A 17,641-nucleotide genomic window follows, 5' to 3' on the forward strand; every position below is an offset into this window, starting at 1 on the left:
GAGCTCCTTATTTATTGTTATCTCGGGTGGTGACTTTCTCTATGCGTTTTTCAAACTCGCCTTTAATCACTCGGTCAATATAAATACCAGGGGTGTGAATTTGGCTTGGCTCAAGCTCACCAGGCTCAACAATTTCTTCAACCTCTAAAACGGTAATTTTACCGGCAGTTGCAGCCATGGGATTAAAGTTCATCGCAGTATGACGATATATACAGTTGCCATAGCGATCCGCCTTATACGCTTTAATAATGGCAAAATCACCAGTAATGCTGGGCTCTAATAAGTAATCGCGGCCATTGATATGGCGGGTTTCTTTGCCCTCAGCCACCACAGTACCTACGCCGGTGGCCGTATAAAAAGCAGGGATCCCCGCACCACCGGCACGCATTTTTTCAGCTAATGTACCTTGTGGAGTCAGTTCAACGTCTAATTCGCCGCTAAGTAACTGTTGCTCAAAAAGCGCATTTTCACCCACATATGAGGCAATCATTTTGCTAATTTGCTTATCTTCAAGCAACACGCCAAGACCAAACCCATCAATGCCGCAGTTATTCGAGACTACGGTTAAATCACGTGTGCCTTGACGCTTTATTTGCGCGATCAACCCCTCAGGAATACCGCATAGTCCAAAACCACCCGCGATCACTGTCATACCATCAGTAAGACCTGCCATTGCTTCACTATAACTTGTCACTACTTTATCAAAACCAGCCATAATCCCTCCTATTGAGCAGTCCAGCCACCATCAATGGCAATAGCTTGTGCAGTAATATTGCGCGCCTCATCGGCCATTAAAAAACAAATGGTATGCAGTATTTCATCTAAACCTATAAAGGCTTTTTTTGGCATGGGTGCAAGCATGATGGTGTCTATAACTTGCTGTTGTGAAATGCTATGCTGTTTCGCCTGTGCAGCAATCTGCTGCTCAACCAACGGGGTTTTCACATAGGCAGGGCACACTGTATTAATGGTAATATTGCTGTCGCCAGTTTCTAATGCCACCGTTTTGGCAAAGCCTATTAAACCGTGCTTCGCCGCAACATAGGCTGACTTATATTTAGACGCAACCATAGCGTGAATAGAGCCTATATTAATGATACGACCGAAATTTTGCTCGCGCATACGTGGCAACACCGCTTTGCTCATCATCGCCGGTCCCACCAACATAACCTGCTGTAAAAGTTGCCATGTATCTGCTGGAAACTCTTCTAGCTTTGCCACATGCTGAATACCCGCATTATTAATAAGTACATCTATCGGTTGATTAAGCATGGTAAAAAAGCGTGTAATAGCTTGGCTATCAGCCACGTTCAATGCATAACCCTCAGCACTGCCGCCCTGTGCAACTATGTGTGCCGCAGCCTGCTGCGCTGCTTGCTCATTTAGATCTGTCACAATAATGTTGTGCCCTGCGATGGCAAGCTGCTCTGCTACGTAAAGGCCTATACCACTGGCAGCTCCAGTAATTAATACTGTTTTACTCATGGTTATCGTCCTCTAAAAATTCGCGGATCAATTGTGCTTTTGGTGAGATTGAAAAAATCCCATCTAAATGCCCCCAGCCTCCTGAAATTTCAGAGATCGCAACATCCTTATCCAACTCTTGCATTGCTTCATACACATTGCGCATATTTTCAGGGCGTAGTAATAGGTCATTGCTCGCAGGTAATAATAAGGTTTTAGCGGTTATTTTTTTTAATGCTTCATTCACATCACCCTGCATACCGGCACTAAATAACTGTGACGCTCTAACTAAATAAAGGACATGATTAGCATCTTGCGTTTTCGCTCGCGCTAATGCCCTAGCTGCTAATGTTTGGCTTAGCTTAGGTAAAGTGCGAATATCTTTAAGTGCCCCTTGGTCGCGCACGGTAAAATCAGGAAAACTGGCGTTATAAATAATTGGGTGCATGGCATCTTGAGTAATGTTCAACATCGTTGCGGCTAAACCGTCGAGAGGAGGCTGTTTGTCGTAATAGTCACCTTGCTGCCAATTTTTATCTAAACGTATCGGTAGCGCCCATTTTTCAAGTGCTGCGACTGTCCATGCATCCATAGTGGCAGCACCAATCACATGTATTAGTCGCTCTACTTGAGCTGGATAACGTACCGCCCACTCAAGCGCTTGGAATGAGCCCATTGATGCGCCCATCACTGCGTGTAATTTTTTAACTCCTAAACTATCTAACAAACGTTTTTGTACATTAACAAAATCAGTAATGGTCACCACAGGGAAATCGAGCCCATAAGGTTTGCCCGTCGCTGGGTTAATCGATGCCGGTCCTGTGGTGATAACATGGGGATCATGCCAGTTGGCATTGACTAGCGTATCTGAGCTAATGACAAAATATTTATTAGTATCAATCGCTTTGCCTGGACCAATCAGCGTATCCCAATAGCCAGGTAAAGCATCATCAGCACTATATTTACCAGCGGCATGAGACGTCCCAGAAAAGTAATGAGTGATTAAAATTACATTATCTTTTTCTTCATTAAGGGTGCCATAGCTTTCCCAGCCAATATCAACTTGAGCAATCGTTTTACCTGACACAGTTATAAAATTTTCAGTGCTGAAATGTTGCTTTTCTACCAACATAGTCGCGACTTTTTCGTTTGCCAAAGCTGCCGTACTATAAACAAAAAACAACATCAGTATTATTAGTTTAGTTTTCATTGCTGTTCCTTAAAAAATGATAAACAAGCCCAGCGCCAGTGCGACGCCAATTATCGGAATAACGACTGTTAACGCAGCCAATGGCCAGTACGCACGCTGGTGAGTTTCTTTACAAATCGCCCGTATAGTCGTGACCACATAACCATTATGCGGCAAGCTATCCAGCGCCCCTGAACTAATGGCCACCACCCGATGTAATTGCTCAGGGTTAACACCCATATCTAAGTATTGCGGCGCAACTAATGGCAACGCAATCGCTTGGCCACCTGATGCTGAGCCAGTTAAACCCGCAATAACACTCACGGCAACAGCTGCACCAACCAGTTCATTGCCGGGCATATGAGTCATCGCATCAACGGCGGCAATAAATGCTGGTGATACTTTTGCCACTGCGCCAAAACCCACCACGGCGGCAGTATTACCAATGGCAACTAAAGCACCTGTAGTACCCACATTGATAGCATTGGCCATATTATGGAAATACTTATAGTTAATAACCACAATACTTAATACACCACCAAGCAATGCGACTATTAATGCGGTTTGCTGTAATACATCATGCAAAGTAAAAGACAGCAACAACACCACTAATAATGGAATGATGCCAGTAATTGGGTGTGGTCGCTCCCGTTCAATAATTACCGGATCATCATCACGGGCTGCAAAGCACTCACCATTTGCTTGCGCTTTTTTGATCATCTTGTTGAGCCAGAAGTAACCAGCAGTTGCCATAAAAATTGCAACCACTAAGCTCACTTCCCATGCAGCATACGGAGAAGTGGCTAAATATTTAACCGGGATCCAATTTTGAATTTCAGGTGAGCCCGCAGAGGTCATCGTAAACGTCACCGACCCAAACGCCAAAGTAGCTGGAATAAAGCGCCGTGGTAAATTAGCGTCTTTAAACAAACTTAATGCCATTGGATAAACTGAAAACGCGACAATAAACACACTTACCCCGCCGTAGGTTAATACAGCACAAGCAATCACCACAGCCAGCACGGCCTGTTTCATGCCTAATTTACCTACAATATAGCTTGCCACGCTATCAGCAGCGCCGGTGTCTTCCATAAACTTACCGAACAGAGAGCCCAGTAAAAACATAAAAAACCACGCACTTAAAAAGCCCGCAAAGCCATCCATATAAGCATTAATAAAGTTACTATCAGCAGTGACTGGAAATATCGCCATATCACTACTTAATGCCACTAAAAGTGCACATACAGGCGCAGCAATAAATAAATTTACGCCACGCAACGTTAAAATAATCAGCAGTATTAAACCGCCTAACAGCCCTATCATGCTCAGCATAGACATTCCTATAATTATTGTTATTACCCAAGATGAGGTGACATCGCAGTAATTGCTTTTAGTCTTACTGTAAACCACCAAAAAAGACATAACACTAAGGTACTACACATTATAAATTTGGCTTAAACCCCTTATAAGTCAAGGAATTAATTGCGTATAGCACTATGGTACTAATTCCTTTTTTGCAACTATCTTCTACATTGAATGCAGGTGACATGAGCAAACCATTAACGATAACAATAAACAGGAACACACCATGATCAAGCTCAATCAAAACATCACACCGGTCACACTCGCTGTTTCATTAGCCTTATTAAGTGCTAATAGTATTGCCGCTGAGCAAACGACTACTGCAAAAAAAGGCGAACTTGAGCGCATTGAAGTGACTGCGCGAAAAACGGTTGAAAACTTGCAAGAAGTGCCCGTTGCCGTAACGTCAATTGGCGCGCAGCAACTTGCCGAAAATGGCATCAGCGTGATGACCGAAGTGCAGCAGTTTTCACCTAACACCACGTTGCAAGCGAGCCGTGGAACTAACTCTACCATTACCGCCTTTATTCGTGGCGTTGGCCAACAAGACCCGCTATGGGGTTATGAACCTGGCGTGGGCATTTATATTGATGATGTCTACTTAGCACGACCACAAGGCGCTGTTTTAGATTTACTGGATGTACAACAAATTGAGGTATTACGGGGACCACAAGGTACACTCTACGGTAAAAACACCATTGGTGGAGCCATTAAATATGTCACTAAAGAAATGACTGGCGATGCCACTTTAAACGTGCAAGGCACAGTCGGAAGTTACAATCAAAAAGATTTGAAGATCACCGGACAACTGCCGCTGATTGATGAAAAGCTTTATGTTGGTTTTGGCTTTGCTACTTTGAACCGCGATGGTTTTGGGGAGTTTTTAACGTCAGATTTAGATAATCAAGACCGCGAAAACTACAACAAAGATGTAACCGCCGCACGTGTAACCTTAGAGTACACCCCCACCGATGAGCTGTTTTTTCGCCTAACATGGGATAAAACCGAAGATGAGTCCAACGCCAAAGGCGGTTACCGTTTACTACCGAGCTTACTCACCGATGCACCTGTACCTGACAGCGTATACGACTCATACACCAGTTTACCAACATGGAACAAGGTTGAACTTGAAGGCTACAGCTTAACGGCCCGCTGGGACATGAGTAGCAACACCAGTATTAAGTATATTGGCTCAAGTCGTGAAAGTTATTCACCCACTAATATCGATTTCGATAACACCTCGATTCGTATTTTTGATGTACCAGCAATTTATGATGACGAACAAACCACGCACGAATTACAACTCAATCATCAAGGCGATAACTACAAACTGGTATCTGGTTTATATTACTATGATGGTGAGTCTTGTGGACAATTTGAAGCCATTTTAGAAGAGCTCGGTAAAAGCTTAGGTGCGGCCAGCCTCACTCGTGAAGTTAGCGGATGCAGCAACTCAACCAGTAAGGCCGCGTATATCCAAGGCAGTTATGATTTTGATGATAAGTGGTCGATGACCTTAGGTGCTCGCTACACCCAAGACAGCAAAGACGCGATTGTAAATAACGGCCTCATATTTGATACAGTATACCCTGAGTCAGGTTGGGTACCGGGTTATGTTCGCCCTGAAGGACAACTAGTCCCCACAGTATTAGATGACAGCGCAGATTGGTCACGTTTTACCCCTCGGGCAGGCGTTGAGTATCAATATAGCCGTGACATTATGTTTTTTGCCAGTTACGCACAAGGTTTCAAATCCGGGACATTCAACCCTCGTGCCACCACTGCTGAACCTGCCGCTAAGCCTGAAATTGTTGATTCATTCGAATTTGGCATGAAAAGCGAGTGGAACGATAACCTACGAGCCAACGTAACTTTATTCACCCTTGACCATAAAGACCGTCAGTATATCTCTGTATTACCGGGTGATAATGCAGCAGATTTAAACCAGCGCTTAGGCAATATTGGTGAATCTACTTCTGATGGTATAGAAGTAGAACTTAACTACATAGCCACAGAATCACTCAGCTTTGATGCATCAATTGGCTATATCGATAGTAGCTTTGATAATGTTATAGATTACGACCCTGAAACGGGTGAAGCATTTGATAAATCTGATCGCTTTAGTGTATCAAATACGCCTGATTTAACCTTTAACCTCGGTGCTACTTATCGTATGTATACTGAGATGGGCGACTTTGTTATGAACGGTAACTATTACTACCGTGGTGATTACGCGCTATTTGAAGAAGATAGCCTGCTCACTCAAGATGCTTACGGCTTACTCAACATTGGTATTACCTGGTACAGCACTGATGGCCACTGGAGCGCAGGGCTATATGGTAAAAACCTCACAGACGAAGAATACATGATTGGTGGCTACCAGTTTGTAGCACCCGATCCGAGCGACCCAAGTGATGTCAGCAAATACACACCAGGCTTAGGTGGAGATAACACCTTAATTGGCTATTATGGCGACCCTCGTACTGTGTCATTCACTGTCGGTTACCGTTTTTAAGTTATTGTCTAAAAAGGTTTACCTGTTCTTTTCACCGCAGGTAAACCTTGTTTCAAGGTAAAAAATCACTTATAACATACTGCATTGGAGTTTTAGGGAATGTCTTTAACTGTGAACACTATTATTGCCGATGATCACCCGTTATTTAGAAGTGCACTGCGCCAAGCCGCGGCCACCTCAGTGCCTGAACAACATATAAAAGAAACCAGCGACATTGATGGTTTATTTGCCCTATTAACCGAGCACCCTGAAATAGAGTTAATTTTTTTAGATTTAACCATTCCGGGTGCAAATGGTCTACAGGCACTCTCGCAACTACGAAATCGTTACCCTGATATTCTAGTGATCATGGTCTCTGCTAATGAAACACCTGCGATCATAAAACAAGCCATGAGCTTAGGGGCTGCTGGTTATATCCCAAAATCATCCTCGCTAGATATAATAAGCGAAGCCATTAGTCACGTACTCAATGGCGATACTTGGCTGCCACCTGAAATCGATTTAACCGACATAGTTATTAACGACGAGCAAAGCAGCTTTGCCCGCAATCTCGAAAAGCTCACACCACAGCAATACCGCGTACTAGCAATGATTGCCGATGGCCTACTGAATAAACAAATAGCCTTTGAAATGTCGATTCAAGAAACCACCATCAAACAACATGTGTCGGCTATCCTGCGCAAACTCAATGTATACAACCGTACCCAAGCAGGCATACTCTTTGACCAATTATCACAAGTGGGTAAAGCCGAGGTTAGTTAACAAGGTGGGCAAGTGTTAATAACACTGCCGATATAAAGCTCAATCAGCAGTATTATTTTGTTTTAGCGCACGTAAATGCGATAATCCCACGCAGCCAACTGCAAACTACTGTTAGCATTAAACGCCTCTTTATCGCCGCTTAAATACTCCTCGTACTCGCCATGGTGTAAATTTTCTTTAAAGCGAATACGTTGCGGTTTGTCACTAAAGTTAAAGACTGCAAACACTTTATTGTGATCATTTTGCCGTACAAAGCTAAGTACCTGTGCTGGCTGGCTATTGTGTACAGGGATCATCCGAGCCCCCCAATTAGCATTCCACAGTGCCGAATTTGCTTTTTTCAGTGCAAATAATTTTTTATACAAAGCGCCATTTTCATGCTGGATAAAATTGTCATTTTCATCGTGCCAAACAATGGCATCACGCTCAAAAAAAGCTAACCGCTTGCTATTGCCCACTTCTTGACCATTATAAATCATCGGCATGCCTTCACTTACTACCGATAACGCCATCACAGCATGTAACGCATCAGCAAACATTTCAAACTCAGTGCCTTCCCATGCATTTTGGTCATGATTACTCACCCCTAATAGGCGCATAATGTTTTGCGGATAGTATTTTTCATTCCATGAGTAGTAAACATAAAGCTTATTCACATCCGCATGGCCTTGTACTATCGCATGTATCGCTTGATGCCATGTCCAGCCGTAGGTCATGTCAAATGCTTGAGCATGAAAATCGCGTCCCTCAAACTCAGCGAGCATAAATACGGGCTTAATTGCGTCGAGCTCCTTACGCACATTATTCCAGAAATCGAGCGGCACAAACCCCGCAACATCGGCACGAAAACCATCAAAGCCAACGTATTCAACCCAATATTTCATCGCCTCGGTCATATACTGGCGTAAAGCAGGCTGGCTATAATCCAACTCTATAATATCACTCCAGTCCCACCACGGGGTTGGCCTAAAATCACCTTTCCAGTCACGAATATACCAATCAGGATGTTCAGTTACGAGGTTGCTATCCCACGCGGTATGATTCGCAACCCAATCAAGGATCACATACATACCTTGCTGATGTGCAGCAGCAATAAATGCTTTAATATCTTCAAGACTGCCAAACTCAGAATTTACTCCGTAATAATCTTTAATTGAGTATGGGCTTCCCAAACGGCCTTTACGGTTTACTTCCCCAATCGGCTGAATAGGCATAAGCCAGAGAATATCGACACCTAGCTCTTTTAATCGAGGTAACTGCTGTTGCGCAGCGGCAAAAGTCCCTTCAGAGGTAAATTGCCGAGTGTTGATCTGGTAAATTACTGCGTTTTTACTCCACTCAGGATGCTTTACCTGAACATATGGGGTAGGTTGATACGCATTATGCTGCACCTTGGGCGTGTTGGTCGATACGGACTGACAAGCTACAAAACTAACGCTGACCAGAGCCAGAATCAGTTGCCGCCAGTATTGCCTCAAATTACGTTGACGATACATAGTTTATCTCCTGTTTTTATTATGGTAGTACACTTTTTTCTGAATCGATTAAGATTAGTACTACGTTAAATAAAACCGCTCAAGTTGAATACGTATTCAGCTGTTAGCAAATAATCTCAAATATAGTCCACACAGCTTGTCTGGAAATAAAATTAACGCTTATTGCGCTGGTTTATTGCACGTAACAAAACTCACTGTTTTATATTGTTTTTACTCTATCAGTATAGGATTGATAACCATTTGTTCTAAGCAATACTGATTTCATATTTTGGTTTCTGCTGTTCGCCTTATATCTTTGCGCGCAATTACGCTTATGTTTCTTTTTTTACCCAAACAATGATCGGTATTTTACTGGCATTGGTACGCATTATTGGGTTCATTACTTTTTAAGGACGTTGTTTCATGTCTATTGCCGCAATCGTGTCAATCACGGTATTTGTGGGGCTGTTGTTTGTGCTTTTTCAGCAACAGCAAAAAACTCACACACTTTCTCGGTTAGTACTGCTTGGTTTAGTATCAGGTAGCGTGTTTGGTCTTGCTTTACAATTGGTTTTTAGTGAAGGCCATGCTGTTGTTAAAGAAACTTTAAGTTGGATTGATATTATTGGCAGTGGTTATATTGGCTTATTAAAAATGGTCATTATGCCGTTAGTATTAGTGTCGATGATTGCCGCAGTAGTCAAGCTTGAAAAAGGCGGCTCGCTCGGTAAGATTTCTAGTTTAACGATTAGTATTTTAGTGATAACAACCGCTATTGCCGCGCTGATCGGCATTATGATGGTGCAAGTATTTGGGTTAACCGCCGAAGGCCTCACCGAAGGTGCCCGCGAAACCTCGCGTATTGCAATTCTTGAAAGTCGCGCAGCAACACTCAGCGATTTAACGGTCCCGCAAATGTTGCTGAGCTTTATCCCTACTAATCCATTTGCTGATTTAACCGGTTCACGCTCAACATCCATTATCGCAGTGGTTATTTTTGGTATTTTAACAGGGGTTGCTGCACGTAAAGTAATGCTTGAAAAAACCGAGCTAGCAACACCTATTGGTACTTTTGTTGAAGCGGCGCAATCGATTGTGATGCGCTTGGTAAAAATGGTGATCGCGTTAACCCCATACGGGGTTGCCGCATTAATGACAAAAGTTGTCGCTACTTCAAGCCCCGGCGACATACTAAACTTACTCGGTTTTATTGTGGCTTCTTATATTGCTATTTTGTTGATGTTTGTTGTCCACGCGATATTGATTTCGTTAGTAGGGGTGAACCCTAAACAGTACTTCCAAAAAATTTGGCCGGTACTGACCTTTGCTTTTACTTCTCGCAGCTCTGCGGCGTCTATTCCGCTCAATATAGAAACTCAGATCAACAAGCTTAATGTACCACCAGCGATTGCTAACTTATCGGCTTCATTTGGCGCGACTATAGGCCAAAACGGGTGTGCGGGTATTTATCCGGCCATGTTAGCAGTTATGGTGGCCCCCAGTATGGGCATTAACCCAATGGATTTTCAGTTTATTGTATCGTTAGTCGCGATCATCGCGATCAGCTCTTTTGGCATTGCCGGTGTCGGTGGCGGCGCTACATTTGCGGCCCTTATTGTACTGCCAGCAATGGGCTTACCCGTCACCATCGCGGCATTATTAATTTCTATTGAGCCACTCATTGATATGGCCCGTACCGCACTTAACGTATCGGGATCAATGACCGCAGGTACAATAACCAGCCGCATATTAAGGCAAAAAAACCCAGACAACTTAGAGCAACAAGCCTAACCCATTCATAACCGCTGTTGATATTGTCGTATCAGCAGCGGTTAGTTAAGTGAGCCGCTTAATCATTCGTTTTAATGCGGGAGCTTTAACTGGTTTATATAATAATGGATAACCGGCATCCAGTACCAACTCACGAATACTTTCGTCATGATCCGCGGTATTTACTATTGCCGGTAACGCTTCAAGGTCTGCTTGGGTTATAACCTCAAGCCCAGTTACACCATCATCCAGTTGATAATCAACAATCAATAATTGCGGGAGTTTATGGGTTACTTTTAACTGCTCAAGCTCCACTAAATTAGTGGCAGTCGCAATTTCGCAACCCCAGTTTTCGAGTAACTGCTTAAGTGCTTCGAGTACATTGCGGTCGTTATCAACTAACCAAATATGCAAACGCCCTAGTTCGGTTTCTTGGCCTTGCTCTGCAATGTGTAGCGCAGTGCTGATCCGAGCTGCTTTACAAGGTAAGGTTAATGTAAATTGCGTGCCTTTACCAAGTTCAGAGCCCATCATTAAAGGAATTTTCAATAAGTCACAAATTCTTTTAGTAATCGCTAAGCCAAGCCCTAATCCCTCAGCATTGGGCTTTGTCCCTAGCTGTTTAAATTCCTGATATATCGTTTGTTGATCACTTGCAGCAATGCCGATCCCTGTATCTTCAATAATGAAAGAGACCTGTTCATCATGGCGTTGCATTTTTAAACGCACTTCGCCTTGCTCGGTGTAACGTATGGCATTACTGAGTAAATTACGCAGCACTCGGCGTAATAATGCTTTATCGGTAACTAATCGTACATCGCACGTCTGCACAATGAAATTAAGCCCTTTTTCTCTCGCAAGTGCCGCATAATCATTACATAATGGCTCAAGTAAGCTACTAACTGCAAATTCACTGTACTGAACTTTAAATGCTCCAGAGTCCAGTTTTGTCAGTTCTAAAATGCTCGACAACAGCTCTTCAGCACTCCCTAATGAGTTTTTAATATTAAGCGCCAGCGCTTGTAGCTGAGTGTCTTGTGCTTTTTCATTCATTAATGAGCAAAACAAACTGGCCGCATTAAAAGGTTGTAATAAATCGTGGCTCGCTGCAGCAAAAAAGCGAGTTTTACTCACCGTTGCTTGTTCGGCAACTAATTTTGCCGCAGACAGCTCATGGTTAGCTTGCGTTAAAGCTTTTGTCCGTGTTGCTACTTTTTCTTCAAGACTAACATTTGCCTCTTTGAGTGCTTTTTGCTGCTTAACAAACTCTGAAATATCAGTATAAGTAGTTACAAAGCCACCACCTGGTAGCGGGTTACCTTGCATCTCAAACACCCGGCCATCATTATGTGAGCGTTGATATTTATAGGCACTGCCTTGTTTTAAATAGGCTAAGCGTTTTTCTACTTCGGTATTGATATCTTCGCCACTAAACAAGCCACGCTCGGCATTAAAACGAATAATATCAGCCACTGGGCGGCCAATATAAAGTGCCGCTTCCGGATAACAGAACATGCATTTATAGCCTTGATTCCATGCAACTAAACGCAGTTCACTATCCACTACACTTATGCCTTGTTGAATGTTTTCAATGGTGGATTGCAGTAAGTCACGATTAAACTTCAGCACTTGCGTCGCTTCATCAACAAGTTCAGCAACTTGCTCTAGTGGCTGACGTTGCTCATTTTTTGCAACATCTAAAATAAGCCGTGCCGATGCCCCGCCTATCACTGCAGACATTTCTCGTTCTATTAATAACTCAAGTTGTACATTTGCTGGGTGTTTCCACTTACTTTTATCCGTTGGAAAGTATTGGTTTACTAATAGTTGGCTGGCATCTTTTTCGGCAAACCGCTGTAACAGCGCACCTAAATCATGGTAGTTCAATGGTTGTAAGGCGGTATTAATTCGCGAATCGGATAATTGAGGAATAAACTTATTGCTTTGTAATCGCTCTGCTAAGGTCGCTTGGCTAAATAGCGGCACTAAAAAATACACAACGCAATTTGCCCCTAATGACAATAACACCGCTTGGCTAATACTCTCTAAACCCAGAGAGAATAAATCAGTGGGTGCTAACCAAGCTATTTGCCATGGTCCAGCTATCAACCAACGGCTATCATTACCAAGGCCGCTAGCAAGATTTGGCAATAATAAAGTGTAACCCCAAATTATAAAGCCAGTTAAAATACCCAGCTGTGCCCCTCGACACGAAGCGTGTCGCCACCATAAACCTATCACCATTGCAGGAGCAAATTGCGCAACTAAGGTAAACGACATAAGGCCCACATTGGCTAAGGTGTTGGTCTCTCCAAGAATACGATGGGTAAAATAACTAAGTAATAAAATTAATACTATGACGATTTTACGCGCATGCAGCAGGTTATTTTTATCAAGCCCACGACTGCTCGAAGTAAGTTGAGAACGACGTAAAATAAACTGATTGATAAAATCATTGGTGATCATCACAGAAAGCACAATAGCCGATACGATTACCATGCTGGTTGCCGCTGAAAAGCCGCCTAAAAAAGCTAACAATGCCACCAACGGACTGTCTGCCGCCATCGGTAACGCCAAAACAAACGTATCGTAACCTACGTCAGTACCTTGAAAGTAAATCAATCCCGCATAAGCAATAGGTAAAATAAATAGATTGATTAGCAGCAAATAAATAGGAAATAACCAGCGTGCTGAGGCCAGCTCTTTATCGCTATTGTTTTCTATAAAGCTCATGTGAAATTGCCGTGGCAAACACAACGTGGCTAAAATCCCTAATAATGTATGTGCAACATACACATAAGTTGGGCTTTGTGTTGCGGCCACCTGTTTATCTATATTTAGCTCTGCGGCTTTGGCAAATAAAGCAGCTGGACTATCAAAAAGCACAAAACAGACATATAAGCCCACCACCATAAACGCCAGTAACTTAACCATAGATTCAAAGGCAATACTGGCAATCAGCCCAGGGTTGTGCTCGCTCGGCCTTAACCTCCTAGCACCAAATAAAATGGCAAACAATGCTAATAGCAAAGTGATATAAAACGTACTATCAGCCCAGACTTGATGGCTTTGCGATGCAGCTCGTGCAGTTAATAAATTAATACTTTGCGCAGTGGCGCTCAGTTGTAATGAAATATACGGCACAATGGCAATTACAGAAATAAGCGAGATTAAACCGGAGAGACTAGAAGACTGACCATACCGCGTGGCAATAAAGTCGGCCATTGAGGTAAGCTTTTGCTGGCGGCAAATATGCGCAATACGGCAGTACACTTGCCAACCAAAAATAAACAACAAAATAGTGCCCGCATAAGTAGGAGCCAGCCACCAGCCATTATTCGCCGCTTGCGCAGTGGTGCCATAAAACGCCCATGAGGTACAATAAACACCCAACGATAGCCCGTAGGTTAAGCCTTTAAAAGGCAGCGTTTTGCGTTTATCTGCCCACCCCGCCACAGCAAATAAAATTCCCAAATATACAATGGCGAGCAAGCTTATTGACCAAATAGAAAACATAACCGCTGATATTTTTAATTATTATTTAACCAGCATAAGCGTTTTGATGAAAAATTACAGCACTAACTTTAGTACTAAATATTTTTCAAATGTGCCTTTAAAAAATTTAAAAATAAATGAGCACTATTTCAAGCTGATATTAACAGAGCTGCAGTTCTAACCGATAATTAACATTAAAATACGCCAAAGATTACCTGTTTATGATGAGCAAACAATCACGTTTCTAGCTTTACTGAACGCTTCAAAACCAGTGTAAATAATATGAACTCTGCTTAAGTGATAACCAATATATTTAACTGTGCCTCTACACAGTAATGCAGCGCTTTTCTCGCTAAAATGTTACAAGTTATTACAAAATGATATTTTATCGCGTGTTTTATCAGATTCAGCGTTACTTTTGACACACATGCTATTTACCATACTGGCACTTTTTTCACATACCACTACAATGCACAAAAACAAATATTGGAACACTCACTATGAACCTGACACGTAGTTCGCTGAAAAACCCCGCGAGTGTCATTGTTATCTTGGTACTAATTATATTGTTTGGCATATTAAGCATTTTTAAGCTGCCAATCCAATTAACCCCTGATATTGAACAACCGCAAATAACTATTTTTTCTGGCTGGCGCCAAGCAGCGCCAGAAGAAATTGAATCTGTCATTATTGAACCTATCGAAAATGCAGTAAAAAATACCCCTGGTGCATTAGAGGTCAATACCAATATCAATCGTGGTAACGGCGCAATAACACTGACCTTTGCTGTTGGCCAAAACATGCAACAAGCAATGCTCGATGTATTAACCAGCCTTAACCAAGCGCCCCCCCTACCTTTAGACGCATTCGACCCTGTGGTATTCGCTGGCGGTAATAATGGTGAGGCAGCTGCTACCTTACTGATCACACCAAAAGATTATCAATCAGATAGTTTAGATTTTGATATGTCGCAGTTTCAGAAGCAAATTGATGAGTTTATTGAGCCAAGGTTAGCGCAAATTCCTGGTGTTGCCCGGGTGGATCTGGCCAGTGAGCGCCCGCAAGAGTTGCGTATTACCTTTGATCCTCATAAAGCAGCAGCCCTGGGCGTAAGCCTTGATCAAATAAGTAACGTACTGGCAAGCTCTCGCGATACCTCTGGCGGTTTAGCAAATGTGGGCCGACGTCAATATACAGTGCGTTTTACTGGGCAATATGATCTCTTAAGTATGGCACAGATGCGTGTTGGCTATTCAGGTGACAGGCCCATTTATTTAGGGGATATTGCCAGTGTTGAACGTACTTACTCTGACCGCTTAGGAATGAGTGGCCGCAATGGAAAGCCCGCTTATTACATCCGTATTTCTCGTGCTAATCAAGCCAATACCGTAGCATTACTGGATGATATAAACCAAGCAATTAAAGAGCTAAACGAAGGTCCGTTGGCAGCCAATGGCCTCTCTATAGAGCTTAGTTTCGACGCCTCAGTACACATACGTAATGCCCTGTCATTAGTAAAAAGTAATTTGGGCTTAGGCGTTGTATTATCGTGTTTGATCTTATGGCTGTTTTTTAGAGGCCTGAAAGCGACCTTGATCATTGCAGCAACAATTCCCATTTCACTGATGGTGGCATTTTTAGCGCTGAATATTTTTGGCCGTAGCCTTAATGTTATATCCCTTGCGGGTCTAGCATTTGCTGTTGGCTTAGTATTAGATGCTGCCATCATAGTCCAAGAAAATATCGCTCGGCTGCGCACTGATGGTATAGATAATAAAAAAGCAGCGCTCAAAGGAGCGGCTCAAGTCACGGGTGCCCTATTTGCGTCAACCACCACCAGTGTTGCGATCTTTTTGCCCATTTTATTTATGGCGGGAATTGAGGGGCAGTTGTTTTCTGACTTAGCACTGACACTTTCAATAGCAGTGATCACTTCAATGATATGTGCAATCACGCTGATCCCATTAGCAAACCATTTATGGCCTGATGCGCAGATAAAAGCAGATCCATATCAGCAATATTGGCTAAAACTGAGTAATTTTATTATGAGGCTTACCAATACGCGGATTAAACAAATGAGCTGGATCGCTGTATTACTGGGTGGCTCAGTACTCACAGCATTTACTATGTTACCTAAAACTGATTTTATGCCGCGTGCGCCTACCGACGGCTTCTTTTTCAATTTAATCACACCTCCCGGTGGGAATGTGCAGTTTATGGAAGAAGAGTTGCTACTGCGCGTTAAAAAACGGCTAATGCCCTACTACACTGGTGAAAAAGAACCGAGTATTAAAGACTTCAATTTTTATGCTTTTGGCTCAAATGCTGGCGGCTTTATATATTCCGCCGATCCACAGCGGGTTGAAGAGTTAATGAAAGTAGCCAAAGAAGAAATTTTTATTGATTTACCTGATACCCAAGTATTTTTCTTTCGCGGTTCAATGATCCAAGTTGCTAACGGTGGCGATGGTCGTGCTATCAATATTGACCTAACTGGGCCAAACATGGATGACTTAGTTAATGCAGCTCAAATTGCGTTAAGTGCCGTCAATGAAGCGCTACCAAACGCGACCGCTCAGCCACAACCACGCCTTGATATGGCTGAACCAGAACTGAGATTAACACCTAACGATCGCCGTATTACCCAAGCAGGGCTGACTCGTCGAGATGTGTCGCAAGCCGTGCAAGCCTACACTGGCGGTTTATTTGTGAATGAGTATTTTGATGGTAATGAACGCATGAATGTCATTTTACGAGGCATTCCTTGGCAAACGCCAGAAGAACTTAAAGCCCTGCCAATTGTTACCCCACAAGCAGGTATACAAACCCTTGGCGAGCTTGCTCATATTGAACGTACCGTAGGCCCCACTCAGCTACGCCGGGTAAATGGTCGCCGTACAGTAAGTATAGTGGTCACTCCCCCAGCTGATATGAGTTTACAACAAGCGCAAACAATTTTAACTGAACAAGTAATGCCTAAAGTCAGAGCGAGTCTGCCAACTAATGCTGGAGCAATCCTAGCTGGCAATGCCCAAAAAATGAATTCTGCGATGACCGAAATGGCACTGAATTTTGTGCTGGCATTGTTTATTTTATTTTTATTAATGACAGCCCTGTTTAAATCCGCAACAGACAGTGCCCTCGTATTACTGGTTATGCCGCTAGCCATTGCCGGCGGTGTACTTGCGCTGTTTATTTTAAACTTATTCACCTTTCAATCACTGGATTTGCTCACCATGATTGGCTTTATCATTTTGTTAGGACTGGTGGTTAACAATGCCATATTACTGGTTGATCAAACTAAAGTCGCATTGGCCTCAGGATTGAGTCGTAACGCTGCAGTGAAACAAGCGGTTTTACTAAGAGCAAGGCCCGTGTACTTGAGCACACTCACCAGCTTATTCGGCATGCTACCACTGATGCTTATGCCAGGGGTTGGCTCTGAAATATACAGAGGCCTTGCTACCGTTATTGTTGGCGGTATGGCTATCAGTGCATTATTTACGCTTATTTTGATGCCTAGCTTGTTACAACTAGGTCGTAACACAACGCCTGCGTCAACTAATCAACAAACTACATCAGCAGTTCAATGAAGATCGAGGATATAAC

General features: G+C 43.0%; 10 protein-coding genes. 4 read left to right on the top strand and 6 right to left on the bottom strand.

The features are described from left to right. Nucleotides 1-7: 7 nt before the first annotated feature. Genes A7968_RS16125 through A7968_RS16140 form a run of 4 tightly spaced genes read right to left on the bottom strand, consistent with a single transcriptional unit; the run spans nucleotide 8 to nucleotide 3,985 of the window. Nucleotides 8-715 (bottom strand): CoA transferase subunit A, encoded by a 708-nt coding sequence (locus A7968_RS16125; protein WP_064667604.1) that lies wholly within the window; start codon nucleotides 713-715, stop codon nucleotides 8-10. An 8-nt stretch (nucleotides 716-723) separates the two neighbouring features. Next, nucleotides 724-1,485, bottom strand: coding sequence for a 3-hydroxybutyrate dehydrogenase (locus tag A7968_RS16130; RefSeq protein WP_064667605.1), 762 nt, complete (start codon nucleotides 1,483-1,485; stop codon nucleotides 724-726). Continuing rightward, nucleotides 1,478-2,674, bottom strand: coding sequence for an E22 family MetX-like putative esterase (locus tag A7968_RS16135; protein WP_064667606.1), 1,197 nt, complete (start codon nucleotides 2,672-2,674; stop codon nucleotides 1,478-1,480). Before A7968_RS16135 ends, A7968_RS16130 begins: the two co-directional genes overlap by 8 nt. Nucleotides 2,675-2,683: 9 nt before the next feature. Next, on the bottom strand, nucleotides 2,684-3,985 hold the full coding sequence (locus A7968_RS16140; RefSeq protein WP_064667607.1) for a GntP family permease: 1,302 nt from the start codon (nucleotides 3,983-3,985) through the stop codon (nucleotides 2,684-2,686). Between the two features lie 256 nt (nucleotides 3,986-4,241). On the opposite strand from A7968_RS16140, the gene A7968_RS16145 reads away from it, so the two are divergent. Both A7968_RS16145 and A7968_RS16150 read left to right on the top strand, forming a co-directional pair. Beyond that, a complete protein-coding gene (locus A7968_RS16145; protein WP_064667608.1) occupies nucleotides 4,242-6,530 on the top strand; it encodes a TonB-dependent receptor in 2,289 nt (762 codons plus the stop codon). Between the two features lie 99 nt (nucleotides 6,531-6,629). Then, on the top strand, nucleotides 6,630-7,292 hold the full coding sequence (locus A7968_RS16150; RefSeq protein WP_064667609.1) for a response regulator: 663 nt from the start codon (nucleotides 6,630-6,632) through the stop codon (nucleotides 7,290-7,292). Between the two features lie 62 nt (nucleotides 7,293-7,354). Here A7968_RS16150 and A7968_RS16155 read toward each other — a convergent pair whose 3' ends face one another. Further along, nucleotides 7,355-8,788, bottom strand: a complete 1,434-nt coding sequence (locus A7968_RS16155) for an alpha-amylase family glycosyl hydrolase (protein WP_064667610.1) — start codon at nucleotides 8,786-8,788, stop codon at nucleotides 7,355-7,357. Nucleotides 8,789-9,190: 402 nt separating this feature from the next. Between A7968_RS16155 and A7968_RS16160 the strand changes: the two genes are divergently transcribed. Further along, nucleotides 9,191-10,558, top strand: coding sequence for an L-cystine transporter (locus tag A7968_RS16160; protein WP_064667611.1), 1,368 nt, complete (start codon nucleotides 9,191-9,193; stop codon nucleotides 10,556-10,558). A 45-nt stretch (nucleotides 10,559-10,603) separates the two neighbouring features. Here A7968_RS16160 and A7968_RS16165 read toward each other — a convergent pair whose 3' ends face one another. Then, nucleotides 10,604-14,053 carry a PAS domain-containing hybrid sensor histidine kinase/response regulator gene (locus A7968_RS16165; RefSeq protein WP_064667612.1) on the bottom strand — a complete coding sequence of 1,150 codons (3,450 nt, stop codon included), beginning with the start codon at nucleotides 14,051-14,053 and terminating at the stop codon, nucleotides 10,604-10,606. Between the two features lie 479 nt (nucleotides 14,054-14,532). On the opposite strand from A7968_RS16165, the gene A7968_RS16175 reads away from it, so the two are divergent. Continuing rightward, complete coding sequence (locus A7968_RS16175; protein ID WP_064667614.1) at nucleotides 14,533-17,625, top strand: efflux RND transporter permease subunit; 3,093 nt, start codon at nucleotides 14,533-14,535, stop codon at nucleotides 17,623-17,625. Nucleotides 17,626-17,641: the final 16 nt, after the last annotated feature.

It is taken from the genome of Pseudoalteromonas prydzensis (assembly GCF_001661495.1).
In the GTDB taxonomy this organism is placed as follows: domain Bacteria; phylum Pseudomonadota; class Gammaproteobacteria; order Enterobacterales; family Alteromonadaceae; genus Pseudoalteromonas; species Pseudoalteromonas prydzensis.

Bases quoted from the DNA above. Each gene is read 5' to 3' on its own strand.
- A7968_RS16125 (WP_064667604.1), bottom strand. From the start codon at position 715: ATGGCTGGTTTTGATAAAGTAGTGACAAGTTATAGTGAAGCAATGGCA.
- A7968_RS16130 (WP_064667605.1), bottom strand. From the start codon at position 1,485: ATGAGTAAAACAGTATTAATTACTGGAGCTGCCAGTGGTATAGGCCTT.
- A7968_RS16135 (WP_064667606.1), bottom strand. From the start codon at position 2,674: ATGAAAACTAAACTAATAATACTGATGTTGTTTTTTGTTTATAGTACG.
- A7968_RS16140 (WP_064667607.1), bottom strand. From the start codon at position 3,985: ATGCTGAGCATGATAGGGCTGTTAGGCGGTTTAATACTGCTGATTATT.
- A7968_RS16145 (WP_064667608.1), top strand. From the start codon at position 4,242: ATGATCAAGCTCAATCAAAACATCACACCGGTCACACTCGCTGTTTCA.
- A7968_RS16150 (WP_064667609.1), top strand. From the start codon at position 6,630: ATGTCTTTAACTGTGAACACTATTATTGCCGATGATCACCCGTTATTT.
- A7968_RS16155 (WP_064667610.1), bottom strand. From the start codon at position 8,788: ATGTATCGTCAACGTAATTTGAGGCAATACTGGCGGCAACTGATTCTG.
- A7968_RS16160 (WP_064667611.1), top strand. From the start codon at position 9,191: ATGTCTATTGCCGCAATCGTGTCAATCACGGTATTTGTGGGGCTGTTG.
- A7968_RS16165 (WP_064667612.1), bottom strand. From the start codon at position 14,053: ATGTTTTCTATTTGGTCAATAAGCTTGCTCGCCATTGTATATTTGGGA.
- A7968_RS16175 (WP_064667614.1), top strand. From the start codon at position 14,533: ATGAACCTGACACGTAGTTCGCTGAAAAACCCCGCGAGTGTCATTGTT.